The following is a 13003-nucleotide window of genomic DNA, read 5'->3' as shown; positions in this document are numbered from 1 at the left end:
CGTACGTTGCCGGCTGCGCCGTCGGTGCCGGCGGTGCCGGCGGTGCCGGACCGGGCTGCGGCACGCGGCCGCAGCCGGCGCCGCGGTCAGGCCTTCTGCCCGGAGTTCTGCAGTGCGCGCTTGAGGACCTTCCCGGCCGCGTTGCGCGGCAAGGCATCGATGAGGTGGAGCTCGCGGGGCAGCTTGTACGACGCGACGCGGGGGCGCAAGTACTCGTCCAGCGCCGTTGCGTCCAGGACACCCCCAGGCCGCAGCACGACGTAGGCCACAATGCGTTCGCCCCACGTCTCGTCGGGCGCCCCGACGACGGCGGCCTCCGCGACGGCCGGGTGGGTGGCGACGGCCTCCTCGATCTCGCGCGGGTAGATGTCGACCCCGCCCGAGATGATCATGTCCTTCTTGCGGTCCACGATCGACAGGAAGCCCTCGTCGTCGGCCACCGCGATGTCGCCGCAGGTCAGGAACCCGTCGTCGGTCGTGCAGGCGGTGGTGGCAGCCGGGTCGCCGAGGTAGCCCTGCATGAGGAACGGCGATCTGCTGAACAGTTCTCCGGGTTCGCCGGGGCCGACCGGCAGGCCGTCGTCGCCGACCAGCCGCACCTCGGTCATGTACCAGGCGTGGCCGACCGAGCCCCACTTTCCGGCCGCGTGCTCGGGGCGCAGGTTGGTGACCACGCCGGCCTCGGTGGACCCGTACAACTCGTGCACGCCGCACTTCGGGAACGCGTCCATCACCCACTGCTTGAGCGCGACGGGCAGCGCGGCGACGTTGAAGTAGAGCGTGTCGAGGGTGGACAGGTCATGGCGTCCGAGCACGTCCTCGCCCAGCGCGCGGATCGTCTGCGCGTGGGTCGGGACGAGGAACACCGATTGCGCGCCGACCCGTTCGGTCATCGCGAGCATCTCCTCGGGATCCCAGCGCGGCAGCATCGACACCGTGCCGCCGGTGAGCACCGGAGCGAAGCCGAAGAGGAAGCCGGCGCCGTGGTACATCGGCGCCACCGCGATGCTGGCGCGTCCCGCGCCGAGTCCCCACTCCAGCGCGGCGAGGTACGCCTGCAGCACGCGGCTGCGATGGGTGACCAGGACTCCCTTGGGATTTCCGGTCGTTCCGGAGGTGTACTGGATCCCGAAGATGTCCAGGTCGCCGACCGGCACGTGCGGGTCGACCGCGCGGGCACCGGCCAGTACGCCTTCGTACGCCGGTCCGGCGGTCGTGCCGCGCAGCGACAGCACGACGTCGACGCCTGCGCTGCCGCCGCCCGGGGCCGCGACGTCGGCCACGCCCGCGGCGAGTCCGGCAAGGGCGTCGTCCAGCACGAGGGCCCGCGCTCCCGAGTGCCGCACGATCCACTCGGTCTCCGCGGCGGTCTGCCGCGGGTCGAGCGGCACCATCGGCAGTCCCGCGCGGGCCAGGCCGGTGGCTATCTCGGGGAACTCCAGGCAGTTGGGCAGCAGGACGGCCACCGGGTCGCCGGGGGAGAGGCCGCAGTCGAGGAGTGCGCAGGCCAGGCGGTTCGCGCGGTCGTCGAGGGCCCGGTAGGTGAGTGTGCGGGAGCCGTCGACCACTGCGGCGCGGTCCGGGCAGGACTGCGCGAACTCCCGTACACCGTTCGCCATATTGAGCGCGGCACCGCCGCCATACAGCGTCATCCCAGAATGGAAACACCGTTCCGCAACGTGGCGCAACGGCCAACCGGCGTGAGTAGTCTTGACCGACGTCGAATTCCGGAGGTCTTCCGTGCCCGAAGCGCCCGAGGTCCCTGAAGTGACCGAAGCAGCCGACCTGGCCGATCCGGCCGGCAACCTGAAGGCGTTCGTCCGCACCCGCGCGAGCCTCGGGCCCGAGGACACCGTGGTGTGGTGGACCGGCAACGTGCACGCCCAGGTGCCCGGCGAGAACTTCCGGCAGCTGTTCCGCTTCGAGGGCTTCAGCATCGGCCGGATCGAGGAGGTCGACGGCGGCTACCGGTTCCTGGCCCGCGAGGCGGCCTTCTACCAGGACCCGCGCACCGGGGAGATCCTGTCGACCTGGGCCAACCCGGTCACCGGCGCCGAGGACGAGGTGCTGCACATCTGGAACGACCCGGTGAACATGGAGCTGCTGCTCGACGGCCCGCGCGGGCCGTGGCGGGCGCCGGTCACCGAGGTCGGCGACGAGGTGATGTGGGCGCAGGACATCCTGCTGGCGTACCCGTCGCCGCTGCCGGTCGCGGACTTCCCGGACAACTCCGCGGACGACATGTACCGGGCCGCCGAGCTGTTCCAGTTCTTCTGCCGGCGCTCCGACCTGGACCGCGCCGACCTCGCCTCGGTGCCGTGCCGCTTCTCGTGGGCCCGGCTGTCGCCGTGGCTGCCGTGGATGCGCATGGGCGGCCGGCCTGGCGGGCTGGTCTTCCACTGCCACGGCACCAAGCTCGGCGGGTACGACGAGCTGCCCGAGCACCTGCGCAAGTACGTCGCCGAGCACAACCCGTCCTATGCGCACGCGCCCGAGGAATGGTCGGCGCCGAACGAGACAAGTTGGACATACTTCCGCAAGCGGTATCCCGGAGGGATTGGACAAGAACCGCCTGTGTGAGAGAGAAACGTGTGTGCAGCAGTTGCGGATCGGCCCGATAACCGTTCCCGGGCAGCGCGGGGGGAGCAAGCCCCGGCCGCCCCGGGACATCGTCGCGCAGCCTGCTCCGTACCTTCTCGCGATCGCCTTCTTCGGCATCTACACGCTGATATCCGTGCTGCGCTTCCGCCGGGTCGAGAACCCGTCGTGGGACCTGGCGATCTTCGAGCAGGCGGTCAAGGGCTACGCGCACTTCCAGGCCCCGATCGTGGACGTGCGGGCGCCGGGCATGAACCAGCTCGGCGACCACTTCTCGCCGATCCTGGCCACCCTCGCGCCCTTCTACCGGGTCTTCCCGTCGCCGGTCACGCTGCTGCTCGCGCAGGCCGTGCTGTTCGCGCTCGCGGTCATCCCGGTGACGCGCATGGCCGGCCGGATCCTCGGACCGCGGCGCGGCGTGCTGGTCGGCATCGCGTACGGCCTGTCGTGGGGCGTGCAGCGGGCCGTGGACTTCGACTTCCACGAGATCGCGTTCGCGGTGCCGATCCTGGCCTTCCTGCTGGAGAAGCTGCTGCTGCGGCGCTGGCTGGCCGCGGCCCTGTGGTGCCTGCCGCTGCTGCTGGTCAAGGAGGACCTGGCGCTGACCGTGGGCGCGGTCGGCATCTACCTGATGCTGCAGCGGCAGTGGAAGCTCGGCGCGGCGGTCATGGCGGGCAGCGCGGTCGCAATGGCGCTGATGGTCTACGTGCTGATACCTGGGTTCAATCCCCACGGCGTGTACGAGCAGGGCCAAGCCGCGGGCGGCGGCTCGCTGTTCGGCATCTTCGAGGGCTTCCCCAAGGACTTGGTCTGGCCGTTCGTCAAGGTCAAGACGCTGCTGTGGGTGTTCGGCGCGGTCGGATTCCTGGCCTTGCGCTCGCCGCTCGCGGTCGTCGCCGCACCGACGCTGGTGTGGCGGCTGCTGTCCGACACCCCCAACCACTGGGGGCAGGACTGGCATTACAGCGCGGTGCTCATGCCGATGGTCTTCATGGCGATGCTGGACGGCATCCGGCTGGCCGAGGGCTCGCCGCGGCCGTGGCTGCGCTTGTACGCCCGCGACGTCGTCCCCGGGGTGGCCGCCGCCTCGCTCGCGCTGTGCGCGTTCCTGCCCGCGTCGCGGCTCATCGAGCCGGACGAGTACAAGACCCCGCCGCGGCTGCCCGCGGCCAACGCGGCGCTCACCTACATCGCCGAGGGCTCGACCGTGGAGACCGACCTCGGCCTCATCTCGCAGCTGCCGTCCCGCGCCAAGGTCTACTGGATCGGCGCGACCGGCGGCGTGGTGCCCGACTACATCGCGCTCGACCAGCCCGCGCGCTGGGACGACAAGGAACGCGAGGCGCTGGTGCAGGCGGCCGCGGACCGGCACAACGGCACGCGCTACGAAGTGGTCTTCGCGCACCGGTTCGTGATCCTCGAACGCGTGCGCTGAGCTCCGGGCGCCCTCGGCTTCAGCGGTCCCGGGTGGCGCTGCCGAGCGCGACCAGCGGGGCCGAGCAGCGGCGTGCGTCGTCCGGCGCGGCCAGCGCGCTCCAGGCCCGCACCTGCGCGGTGACCAGCGCATCCAGCTCGGCGGTCCGCACCTCGCGCCAGCAGGGCACCTGCCGGGCCCAGGCGTCCGCGTCCGCGGCGGTGTGGCCCTGCTCCATCAGCCGCAGCGCGGCGTGCGCGACGTCCACCCAGGCCGGTCCGCGGGCCGCGGTGGCCCAGTCGACGACGTAGGCCCGGCCGCCGCCGGACAGCAGGTTGTGCGGATTGAGGTCGGTGTGCAGAAGGCTGCGGCCGTCCAGCATGGCCAGCGCGGCGGCGTCCAGGTACTCGGACCAGCGGTCCGCGACCGGGGCGAGCGGCACGTCGTCGCCGGGCGGGGCCAGCGCGCCGAGCAGGCGCAGGGCGTCCGCGACGCACGGCAGGTCGCGGGAGCCGGGGGAGAGGTCCGCGTGCACGGCGTCCACCCACTCGAAGACCAGGACGTCCCAGCGGGATTCGCGGATGTGCCGGACCAGGCGCGGGGAGAGCGCGGTGACGTACGGCGCGACCGCCGCCTCGACGAGCTGCTGTGCCACCGATGGGTTCTCACAGCGCACGCCCTTCACGAAGAAGCTCCCCGCCGCGGTGTCGAGGGCGGCCGCGAAGTCGCAGCTGAAGCCGGCCCACACCGTCGCGGTGTCGCCGACCTCGCCGACGGCTTCCTGGACGCTCGAACGCACCGCCGGATCCAGCTCGGCCCACGGGACGCGGGGCGCGGTGTGGAATCCCGGCGGTGGCGGCGGCGGAACCTGGAACGTCATGGCTCGTCGCCGCCCTCGTCGGGCGGCGGGGGTGCCGGGCGGAGCGGCGCCATGGTGGCCCCGCAGCGGCGGCACCGCTTCTTGCCGCTCCAGTCCACCCAGTCGTGCGGCGGGCAGGGATCGGACACGGTGCACACCCCCTCGATTCGACGTGTCGGCTCCGGCCGAAAACCGGCCATCCGAGCATGGCCCGCGCGCGGGGCGCGAAACAAGGGCGCGTGGTGGCAAGTCTCCTGATCAGGCGTTAATTCCGTGGAACGCGGAGCGCCCGGCTCGGCACACTGGCCGTGAGATGAACACTGACCAAGATCCGACCCAGGACGCCGCGCACGAGGCCGCGGACATCCCGAACCGGCAGATCCGGGCGGCGTACACCGCCGAGACGATCACCGTCTACCAGGCCTACAAGCCGCAGATCGCCCGCTACGCCGCAGCCCGCGGGCGCTTTCCGGACACCTGGAGCCGCGAGCGCATGACCTGGGTGAAGCCCAGCTTTCTGTGGATGATGTACCGCTGCGGCTGGGCCACGAAGAAGCTCCAGGAGCACGTCCTGGCCCTGGAGATCACCCGCGCCGGCTTCGAGGCGGCGCTGGCCGGCGCGTGCCTGAGCCACTTCGACAGCAAGGTCTACCCGGACCGCGACACATGGGGCCGGCGGCTGCACGCCACGACCGTACGCATCCAGTGGGACCCCGAGCGGGACCTCGACCTGCGTCCCCTCGCGCACCGGTCCCTGCAGCTCGGCCTGGCCGGCTGGGCGACCCGGGCGTACGCCGACGAGTGGCTGGTGAGCGTCCGCGACGTCAGTGCGGAGGCCCACGAGATCCACGGCCTGGTCCGCTCCGGCGACCGCGCCGCGGCCGCCGCACTGCTGCCCGCCGAGCGTCCCTACCCGGTGGCCGACGACCTCGCCGCGGTCATCGGGGCGACCCGGGACTGACGGCATGCCAGGTGCCCGGCGGCCGCACGAAGGCCGGGCACCTGGCATGTTCTGGGGGATTCCCGGTCAGTCGCCGTCGGCGTGCGGGAACTCCGCGGGCGGCGCGGCCGGAGCCGGCCGCTTGAGCAGGTCCAGCCCCGGCACCAGGCTCGCGGCCAGCGCCAGGATCGTGAAGACCAGGCACAGCCACGCGCCCGCACCGAGCGAGAACGACCCGCCCGGGATCGATTCGAGGATGTCGTCCCCGATCTTGCTGAGCGTGGTCATCATCACGATGACCACCATGAGCGCGGCGAACGCGGGCACTGCGGCGAGCAAGAGCAGCCAGTGCTTCTTGGCCAGCATCGAGTACCCGGCCACCGCCACCACCGCGACCAGCAGGATCACCAGGATGATCGGCGCGGCCGGCATCAGGCTGCGGTCGAACCCGCTGTCGCCGCTCTCCCGGCGCAGCACCTTGGCCGTGGGCCAGTCCAGGAACATCATCCCGATCGCGACCGCACCGCACACGATGGCGGCCATGGCCGGCCAGTCGGACGCCAGATCGAACGGCGGCTCCGACTTCCGGAACGCCTCGGGCGGCGGCGGAGGCGGCTCATGCGGCGGCACCGGCGGCGCATCGTGCGGCAGGGGCGGCGGCTCATGCGGAGGGGGCGGGGGCTGAGGGGGCTCCGGAGGAGGAGCGGACTTCCCGAGGTCCGCCGGCTCGTCGGGCCGATCGGTATCCATACCCACCACGCTAAGCCGCGACCTGCTCACCCGCAGTTCGAGACCGCGGCGGGCCGCTGCACCCGAACGAGATGCTTGATATTGACAAGCTCTTGCATGGTGGGAGAAATTCGACTCTGCCAAGTACCTGCGTGGTGCGCGGGCTGCAGGGCCGGCGGGCCAGGCGGGCCGGGCCCGTTGTAAGGAGCCGATGACGTGCATCTCGCCCCAACACCTGCGCAGGACGCCCTGCGCGCCGAGCTGCGGGAGTATTTCGCCCGTGTGATCACCCCGGAGGTCCGCGCGGCCCTCGAAGCGGAGGGCGAGTCCGGTGGCGAGACCACCCGCCGCATCCGCCGGCAGCTGGGCGCGGACGGCTGGCTCGGCATCGGCTGGCCGGTCGAGTACGGCGGCCAGGGCAAGGGCCCGGAGATGCAGTTCATCTTCTTCGACGAGGCGTACCGCGCGGGCGCGCCCGTGTCGATGGTCACGCTCAACACCGTCGGCCCGACGCTGATCAAGTACGGCAGCGAAGAGCAGAAGAAGTACTTCCTGCCCAAGATCGTGTCCGGTGAGATCATCTTCGCGATCGGCTACAGCGAGCCGTCGGCCGGCACCGACCTCGCGTCGCTGCAGACCAAGGCGGTCCGCGAGGGCGACGAGTGGGTCATCAACGGCCAGAAGATCTTCACCAGCACCGCGCAGGGCGCGGACTGGATCTGGCTGGCCTGCCGCACCGACACCGAGGCGCCCAAGCACAAGGGCATCACGATGATCCTGGTGCCGACCAACGACCCCGGCTTCGCGTGGACCCCGATCGTCACGGTCGGCGGCATGACCACCACCGCGACGTACTACGACAACATCCGCGTCCCGTACTCCAACCTGGTGTACGAGGAGAACCGCGGCTGGAACCTCATCACCAACCAGCTCAACCACGAGCGGGTCGCGCTCGCCGCGCTCGGCATGCAGGCCGAGGACTTCTTCAACGAGGTCCTGGAGTGGGCGCAGAGCACCGAGATCGAGGACGGCGTCCGGGTCATCGACCAGCCGTGGGTCCAGCTCAAGTTCGCCGAGACCTACGCCCGGCTGACCGCGGTGCGCATGTTCAGCTGGCGGCTCGTGCACGACGTCGGCAACAACACGCTCAACGCGGGCGACGCGTCCGGGGTGAAGTTCTTCGGCACCGAGGGCGCCATCGAGGTCTACCGGAACCTCATGGAGATCGTCGGTCCGGACGCCCTGCTGCGGCCCAAGTCGCCGGGTGCGTTCAGCGACGGCTACCTGGAGGCGATGAACCGCCGGGCGCAGATCAACACGTTCGGCGGCGGCGTCAGTGAGGTCCAGCGCGAGATCGTCGCCATGGTGCGGCTCGGGATGACGAAGGTGAAGCGGTGACCAACGTAGAAGAGACGGACGCGAAGGCCGCCTTCCTCGCGCAGCTGAAGGAGTTCGAGGGTGTGCACGCCGAGTCCGGCGTCGTCGCGCTCGACCCCGTCAACGGCCCGATGATCCGGCACTGGGCCGAGACCATGGGCGACAAGAACCCGGTCTACACCGACCCGGAGTTCGCCAAGAGCACCCACTTCGGCGGCATCGTCGCGCCGGCCACCATGCTCCAGGTGTGGATCATGCGCGGTCTGCAGACCGGCGTGGCCACCGCGGACAGCCCGGTGCAGAAGCTGTACGACCTGATCGTGGAGGCCGGCTTCGGCTCGGTCGTGGCCACCAACTGCGAGCAGGAGTACGTGCGCCCGCTGCGGCTCGACGAGGTCGTCGAGTACGACCAGATGATCGAGACGGTGTCCGAGGAGAAGACCACCGGTCTCGGCACCGGCCACTTCATCACCACGCTCACCAACATCTACGTGCCCGCCGAGGACGGCGAGCGCGCACTGGTCGGCACGCACCGCTTCCGCATCCTGCGCTACACGCCGCACAAGCGGAAGCCGAAGGAGCCGGCGCGTCCGCCGCGTCCGCGCCGCGTGGTCAACCGCGACAGCGCGCCGTTCTGGGACGGCATCGACGAGGAGAAGCTCCTCATCCAGCGCTGCACCGAGTGCCAGACGCTGCGCCTGCCGTTCGGCCCGGGCTGCAACAACTGCGCATCGCTGGAGTGGGACACGATCGAGGCGGCCGGCGGCGGCACGATCTACTCGCACGTGACGATGCACTACCCGAAGTTCCCGGCCTTCGACATGCCGTACGCCGTCGCGCTGATCGAACTGGACGAGGGCGTCCGCACGTTGTCCAACATCGTCGGCATCCCGCACGACGAGGTACGCATCGGCATGCGCGTGGCGATGGAATTCGTCCAGCACGACGCCGATCTGAAGCTCCCGGTCTTCCGCCCGGTCGAGCAGGAGGCCTGAGCATGGACTTCAACCTGACCGAGGACCAGCAGGCGCTGGCCGGCCTGGCCGGGGACATTTTCGAGGCGCGTGCCACGCACGACCGCATGAAGCAGCTCAAGGCCGCGGGCCTGGAGTTCGACGCGGACCTGTGGCGCGACGTCTCCGAGGCCGGCCTCATGGGCGCGGTCATCGACGAGAAGCACGACGGCGGCGGCCTGGGCATGGTCGGCCTCGCCCTGCTCCTGGAGCAGCAGGGCCGCTTCACCGCGCAGGTGCCGCTGCTCGACACGCTCGTCTACGGCGTGCTGCCGCTCCTGGAGTTCGCCGCCGAGGGCGACATCGAGGCGGAGCTGCCGGCCCTGCTGGACGGCTCGCGCATCGTCGCGGGCGCGCTCGCCGAGACCGGCGCCGGCCTGCCCGGCAAGCCCAAGGTGACGGCTCGTCAGGAGGGCGACGGCTACGTCCTGGACGGCGTCAAGCGCGCGGTGCCGTGGGCGCAGGTCGCGCACCGCATCCTCGTGACCGCGTCGCTCGACGGGCACACCGCGGTCTTCGTGGTGGACGCGGCGGCGGACGGCGTCACCGTCGAGGCCGCCCCGACCACCGCACCGTGGGCGTCCGGCAACGTCGTGCTGGCCGGCGCTCCGGCCCGGCCGGTCGGTGCCGTCGCGGACGGCGAGGCGACCGCCGCGTGGATCGTGGACCGGGCGCGCGTCGCGCTGGCCGGCCTCCAGGTCGGCGTGTGCGCGCAGGCGCTCACCCGGACCGTCGAATACGTCACCACCCGCGAGCAGTTCGGGAAGCCGCTGTCCACCAAGCAGGGCGTCATGCTGCGCGCTGCGGACGCGTACATGGACACCGAGGCGATCCGGGTCACCACCCTGGAAGCCGCGTGGCGCATGGACCAGGGCCAGGAGGCCACCGCGCAGGCGCTGGCCGCGCGCTGGTGGGCGTCGGAGGGCGGCAAGCGCGCCGTGCACGCGTGCCAGCACCTGCACGGCGGCATGGGCTCCGACATCGACCACCCGATCCACCGCCACTTCCTGTGGGGCCGTCAGATCGACGTGACCCTGGGCAGCGGCATCCAGCAGCTCGCGGCGCTCGGCGCGCTGTTCGCGCAGGGCAAGGCCAAGGGAGTAGGGGCATGAGCAACCTGACCAGCCTCGGGTACGACGACGTCAACGTCGGCGACGAGCTCCCCGAGCTGGTGGTCCCGCTGACCGCCACGCTCATCACGGCCACCGCGATCGCCACGCGCGACTACCAGGACGTGCACCACGACCGCGAGCTGGCCCAGGCCAAGGGCTCGCCGGACATCTTCATGAACATCCTGACCAGCAACGGCCTGGTCGGCCGGCTGGTGACCGACTGGGCGGGCCCGGAGACCGAGCTGCGCAAGGTCGCGATCCGGCTCGGCGCGCCGAACTACCCGGGCGACACGATGACGCTGACCGGCAAGGTCACCGCCAAGGCGGACGGCCTGGTCGAGGTGTCCGTGGTCGGCGCCAACAAGCTGGGCAACCACGTGACGGGCACCGTCACCGTCGCGCTTCCGGGAGGGGCGGCATGAGCCTGCGCCGTGCTGACAAGTTGAAGGGCCGGACCGCGATCGCGGGCATCGGCGCGACCGAGTTCTCCAAGGACTCCGGCCGCTCCGAACTGCGCCTGGCCGCCGAGGCGGTCGGGGCCGCGCTGGACGACGCGGGCATCGCGCCGTCCGAGGTCGACGGCATGGTGACCTTCACCATGGACAACAACCCCGAGATCAGCGTCGCGCGCGCGGCCGGCATCGGGGACCTGACCTTCTTCAGCCGGGTGCACTACGGCGGCGGCGCGGCCTGCGGCACCGTCACGCACGCGGCGATGGCCGTGGCGACCGGCATCGCCGACGTCGTGGTCTGCTACCGCGCGTTCAACGAGCGCTCGGGCCGCCGCTTCGGCTCGGGTGTCCTGGAGCGCACGCCGACCGCCGAGGGCGTCGAGCTGGGCTGGAACATGCCGTACGGCCTGCTCACCCCGGCGTCCTGGGTGGCCATGTTCGCGCAGCGCTACCTGCACACCTACGGGGCGACCACCGAGGCGTTCGGGCACGTCGCGATCGCGGACCGCGCGCACGCCGCGACCAACCCCAAGGCATGGTTCTACGGCAAGCCGATCACCATGGAGGACCACCAGAACTCCCGGCCGATCGTCGAGCCGATGCGCCTGCTCGACTGCTGCCAGGAGACCGACGGCGGCCAGGCCCTGGTGATCGTCAGCGCCGAGCGCGCCAAGGACCTCAAGCAGAAGCCCGCGATCATCAACGCGGCGGCGCAGGGTGCCGGGCGCAACCAGGAGCAGATGTCCAGCTTCTACCGCGACGACATGACCGGCCTGCCGGAGATGCAGGTCGTCGCCAAGCAGCTGTGGCAGACCTCGGGCCTGACCCCGGACGACATCCAGACGGCGGTCCTGTACGACCACTTCACGCCGTTCGTGCTGATGCAGCTGGAGGAGTTCGGCTTCTGCGGGCGCGGCGAGGCGCCCGGTTTCGTGGCCGACGGCAACCTGCTGCGCAACGGCGGCAAGCTGCCGACCAACACGCACGGCGGCCAGCTGGGCGAGGCGTACCTGCACGGCATGAACGGCATCGCCGAGGCGGTCCGGCAGATCCGCGGCACCTCGGTGAACCAGGTCGAGGACGTGCACAACGTGCTCGTCACGGCCGGCACCGGCGTGCCGACCTCGGGTCTGATCCTCGGCCAGTCCTGATTCTCGGCCCCTGATCCTCGACCGGTCCTGACCTTGGGCCGGTCCTGACTCCGGGCAGTGCCGAACGGGTGATCGGCTCGCGCGTCGCGGGCCGATTGTCCGACTTTCCCCCTTCTCGTACACACGGTGGATGCACCAGCAAGCGTGTGTACGAGAAGGGAGACGGCCGTGCGCCGTACCCACCGGGCCGTCGTGGCCGCCCTTTTGGCCGCGGCGCTGACCGCGTTCGCCGTGCCCAGCGCCGAGGCGCGCGGTGATGCGGCCCGGTCCCCGAAGGGCCCCCAGGGCATGCGGACGGTGTCCGGCGCGGCCTTCGACACCTGCGAGGCGCCGTCCCCGGCGACCATGAAGGCGTGGCGCGCGTCCCCGTACAAGGCGGTCGGCATCTACGTCGGCGGCAGCAACCGCGGCTGCGCCAACAAGGGCCTGACCCGCGAGTGGGTGAAGCAGGTACGCGCGCAGGGCTGGGAGTTCCTGCCGCTCTACGTCGGCGCCCAGGCGTCCTGCACCACGACGAAGAAGTCCACGCGCATCGACCCGGCGCGCAGCTGGGACATGGGCAAGGCGGAGGCGGACGACGCGGTGGACCGGGCCGCGGCGCTGGGCTTCAAGAAGGGCAGCGCCGTCTACTTCGACATGGAGCACTACGACAACCGCAACGCGGACTGCCGGCGCGACGTGCTCAACTTCGTGTCGGCGTGGAGCGACCGGGTGCGCGCCCGCGGCTACGTCGCCGGGTACTACAGCAGCCTGAGCTCGGGTATCGCGGACCTGGTGAAGTTCGCCGGCACGCGCGCCATGCCCGACGCGGTCTGGTACGCGCGCTGGGACGACAAGGCGGTGACCAGCGGCGACGGGGCGCTCCCCGACGGCCTGTGGCCGGGGCGCCGGGTGAAGCAGCACGCCGGGAACGTCAAGGAGACGTACGGCGGGGTGACCGTGAACATCGACCGCAATGCGCTGGCCGGCCCGGTCGGGGTGCTCTGAACCTGTCCCGAGGACACGGCGCAACGCCTAGTGCGCCTGCAGGGCGAGCCGCCGCGCACCCAGGTCCCGGGTCATCTCGCCGACCAGCAAGGCCAGTTCGGTGGCCAGGTCGACGGCATGCCCGTGGCCTGGGTGCTGCCGCATCCACCAGCACATGATCTGCACGATGGGCCCGGCGGCGTCCGGGTGGCCGAGGATCGCGGTACGCGCGCCGACCGGCAGCGGGGGATGGCCGGGCCCGATGCGGAACCAGGTGCCGTCCCGGAAGCCGAGCGCGGGATGCCCGAGGGCGTCCGGCAGCACGACGTCGAAGCTGCGCAGCGGTCCTTCGGGCGGGCGGGGGATGAAGGGCGTGTACATGGCTCGTATTG

At 71.3% G+C, this 13003-nt stretch carries 14 protein-coding genes; 9 read left to right on the top strand and 5 right to left on the bottom strand.

Annotated features, from left to right (window positions below):
• Nucleotides 1-86: 86 nt before the first annotated feature.
• Nucleotides 87-1652 (bottom strand): class I adenylate-forming enzyme family protein, encoded by a 1566-nt coding sequence (locus LZ495_RS33565; protein ID WP_235056839.1) that lies wholly within the window; start codon nucleotides 1650-1652, stop codon nucleotides 87-89.
• Nucleotides 1653-1767: 115 nt separating this feature from the next.
• Between LZ495_RS33565 and LZ495_RS33560 the strand changes: the two genes are divergently transcribed.
• Together LZ495_RS33560 and LZ495_RS33555 are read left to right on the top strand one after the other, a co-directional pair.
• Nucleotides 1768-2580 carry a DUF1838 family protein gene (locus LZ495_RS33560; protein WP_372498681.1) on the top strand — a complete coding sequence of 271 codons (813 nt, stop codon included), beginning with the start codon at nucleotides 1768-1770 and terminating at the stop codon, nucleotides 2578-2580.
• Nucleotides 2581-2593: 13 nt separating this feature from the next.
• Nucleotides 2594-4033: a DUF2079 domain-containing protein gene (locus LZ495_RS33555; RefSeq protein ID WP_235056838.1), complete on the top strand. Its 1440-nt coding sequence runs from the start codon at nucleotides 2594-2596 to the stop codon at nucleotides 4031-4033.
• Nucleotides 4034-4052: 19 nt separating this feature from the next.
• On the opposite strand, the gene LZ495_RS33550 is transcribed toward LZ495_RS33555, so the two are convergent.
• Nucleotides 4053-4892 (bottom strand): phosphotransferase family protein, encoded by an 840-nt coding sequence (locus LZ495_RS33550; protein ID WP_235056837.1) that lies wholly within the window; start codon nucleotides 4890-4892, stop codon nucleotides 4053-4055.
• Nucleotides 4889-5020 carry a hypothetical protein gene (locus tag LZ495_RS44370; RefSeq protein ID WP_268823677.1) on the bottom strand — a complete coding sequence of 44 codons (132 nt, stop codon included), beginning with the start codon at nucleotides 5018-5020 and terminating at the stop codon, nucleotides 4889-4891. The genes LZ495_RS33550 and LZ495_RS44370 overlap by 4 nt, the downstream gene beginning before the upstream one ends.
• 164 nt (nucleotides 5021-5184) lie before the next feature.
• On the opposite strand from LZ495_RS44370, the gene LZ495_RS33545 reads away from it, so the two are divergent.
• The gene (locus LZ495_RS33545) at nucleotides 5185-5832 is read left to right on the top strand and encodes a DUF4291 domain-containing protein (protein WP_235056836.1); all 648 of its coding nucleotides are present in this window, start codon (nucleotides 5185-5187) and stop codon (nucleotides 5830-5832) included.
• Nucleotides 5833-5898: 66 nt separating this feature from the next.
• Here LZ495_RS33545 and LZ495_RS33540 read toward each other — a convergent pair whose 3' ends face one another.
• Nucleotides 5899-6441, bottom strand: a complete 543-nt coding sequence (locus LZ495_RS33540; protein ID WP_235056835.1) for a DUF5336 domain-containing protein — start codon at nucleotides 6439-6441, stop codon at nucleotides 5899-5901.
• Between the two features lie 315 nt (nucleotides 6442-6756).
• Here LZ495_RS33540 and LZ495_RS33535 point away from each other — a divergent pair, with 315 nt between their 5' ends.
• The 6 genes from LZ495_RS33535 to LZ495_RS33510 all read left to right on the top strand — a co-directional run bounded on the left by LZ495_RS33535 (nucleotide 6757) and on the right by LZ495_RS33510 (nucleotide 12632).
• The gene (locus LZ495_RS33535) at nucleotides 6757-7938 is read left to right on the top strand and encodes an acyl-CoA dehydrogenase family protein (RefSeq protein ID WP_235056834.1); all 1182 of its coding nucleotides are present in this window, start codon (nucleotides 6757-6759) and stop codon (nucleotides 7936-7938) included.
• A complete protein-coding gene (locus tag LZ495_RS33530) occupies nucleotides 7935-8912 on the top strand; it encodes an OB-fold domain-containing protein (protein WP_235056833.1) in 978 nt (325 codons plus the stop codon). The genes LZ495_RS33535 and LZ495_RS33530 overlap by 4 nt, the downstream gene beginning before the upstream one ends.
• 2 nt (nucleotides 8913-8914) lie before the next feature.
• A complete protein-coding gene (locus tag LZ495_RS33525) occupies nucleotides 8915-10042 on the top strand; it encodes an acyl-CoA dehydrogenase family protein (protein WP_235056832.1) in 1128 nt (375 codons plus the stop codon).
• Complete coding sequence (locus LZ495_RS33520) at nucleotides 10039-10464, top strand: MaoC family dehydratase (protein WP_235056831.1); 426 nt, start codon at nucleotides 10039-10041, stop codon at nucleotides 10462-10464. The genes LZ495_RS33525 and LZ495_RS33520 overlap by 4 nt, the downstream gene beginning before the upstream one ends.
• On the top strand, nucleotides 10461-11645 hold the full coding sequence (locus LZ495_RS33515; protein ID WP_235056830.1) for a lipid-transfer protein: 1185 nt from the start codon (nucleotides 10461-10463) through the stop codon (nucleotides 11643-11645). Before LZ495_RS33520 ends, LZ495_RS33515 begins: the two co-directional genes overlap by 4 nt.
• A 168-nt stretch (nucleotides 11646-11813) precedes the next feature.
• A complete protein-coding gene (locus tag LZ495_RS33510) occupies nucleotides 11814-12632 on the top strand; it encodes a glycoside hydrolase domain-containing protein (protein ID WP_235056829.1) in 819 nt (272 codons plus the stop codon).
• Between the two features lie 27 nt (nucleotides 12633-12659).
• Here the strand turns inward: LZ495_RS33510 and LZ495_RS33505 are convergent, their stop codons facing one another.
• Nucleotides 12660-12992: a hypothetical protein gene (locus LZ495_RS33505; RefSeq protein ID WP_235056828.1), complete on the bottom strand. Its 333-nt coding sequence runs from the start codon at nucleotides 12990-12992 to the stop codon at nucleotides 12660-12662.
• Nucleotides 12993-13003: the final 11 nt, after the last annotated feature.

The organism is Yinghuangia soli, from assembly GCF_021502675.1.
Lineage (GTDB): Bacteria > Actinomycetota > Actinomycetes > Streptomycetales > Streptomycetaceae > Yinghuangia > Yinghuangia soli.
The sequence above is the reverse complement of the archived record's forward strand: the minus strand, read 5'-3'. Positions and strand labels throughout refer to the sequence as shown.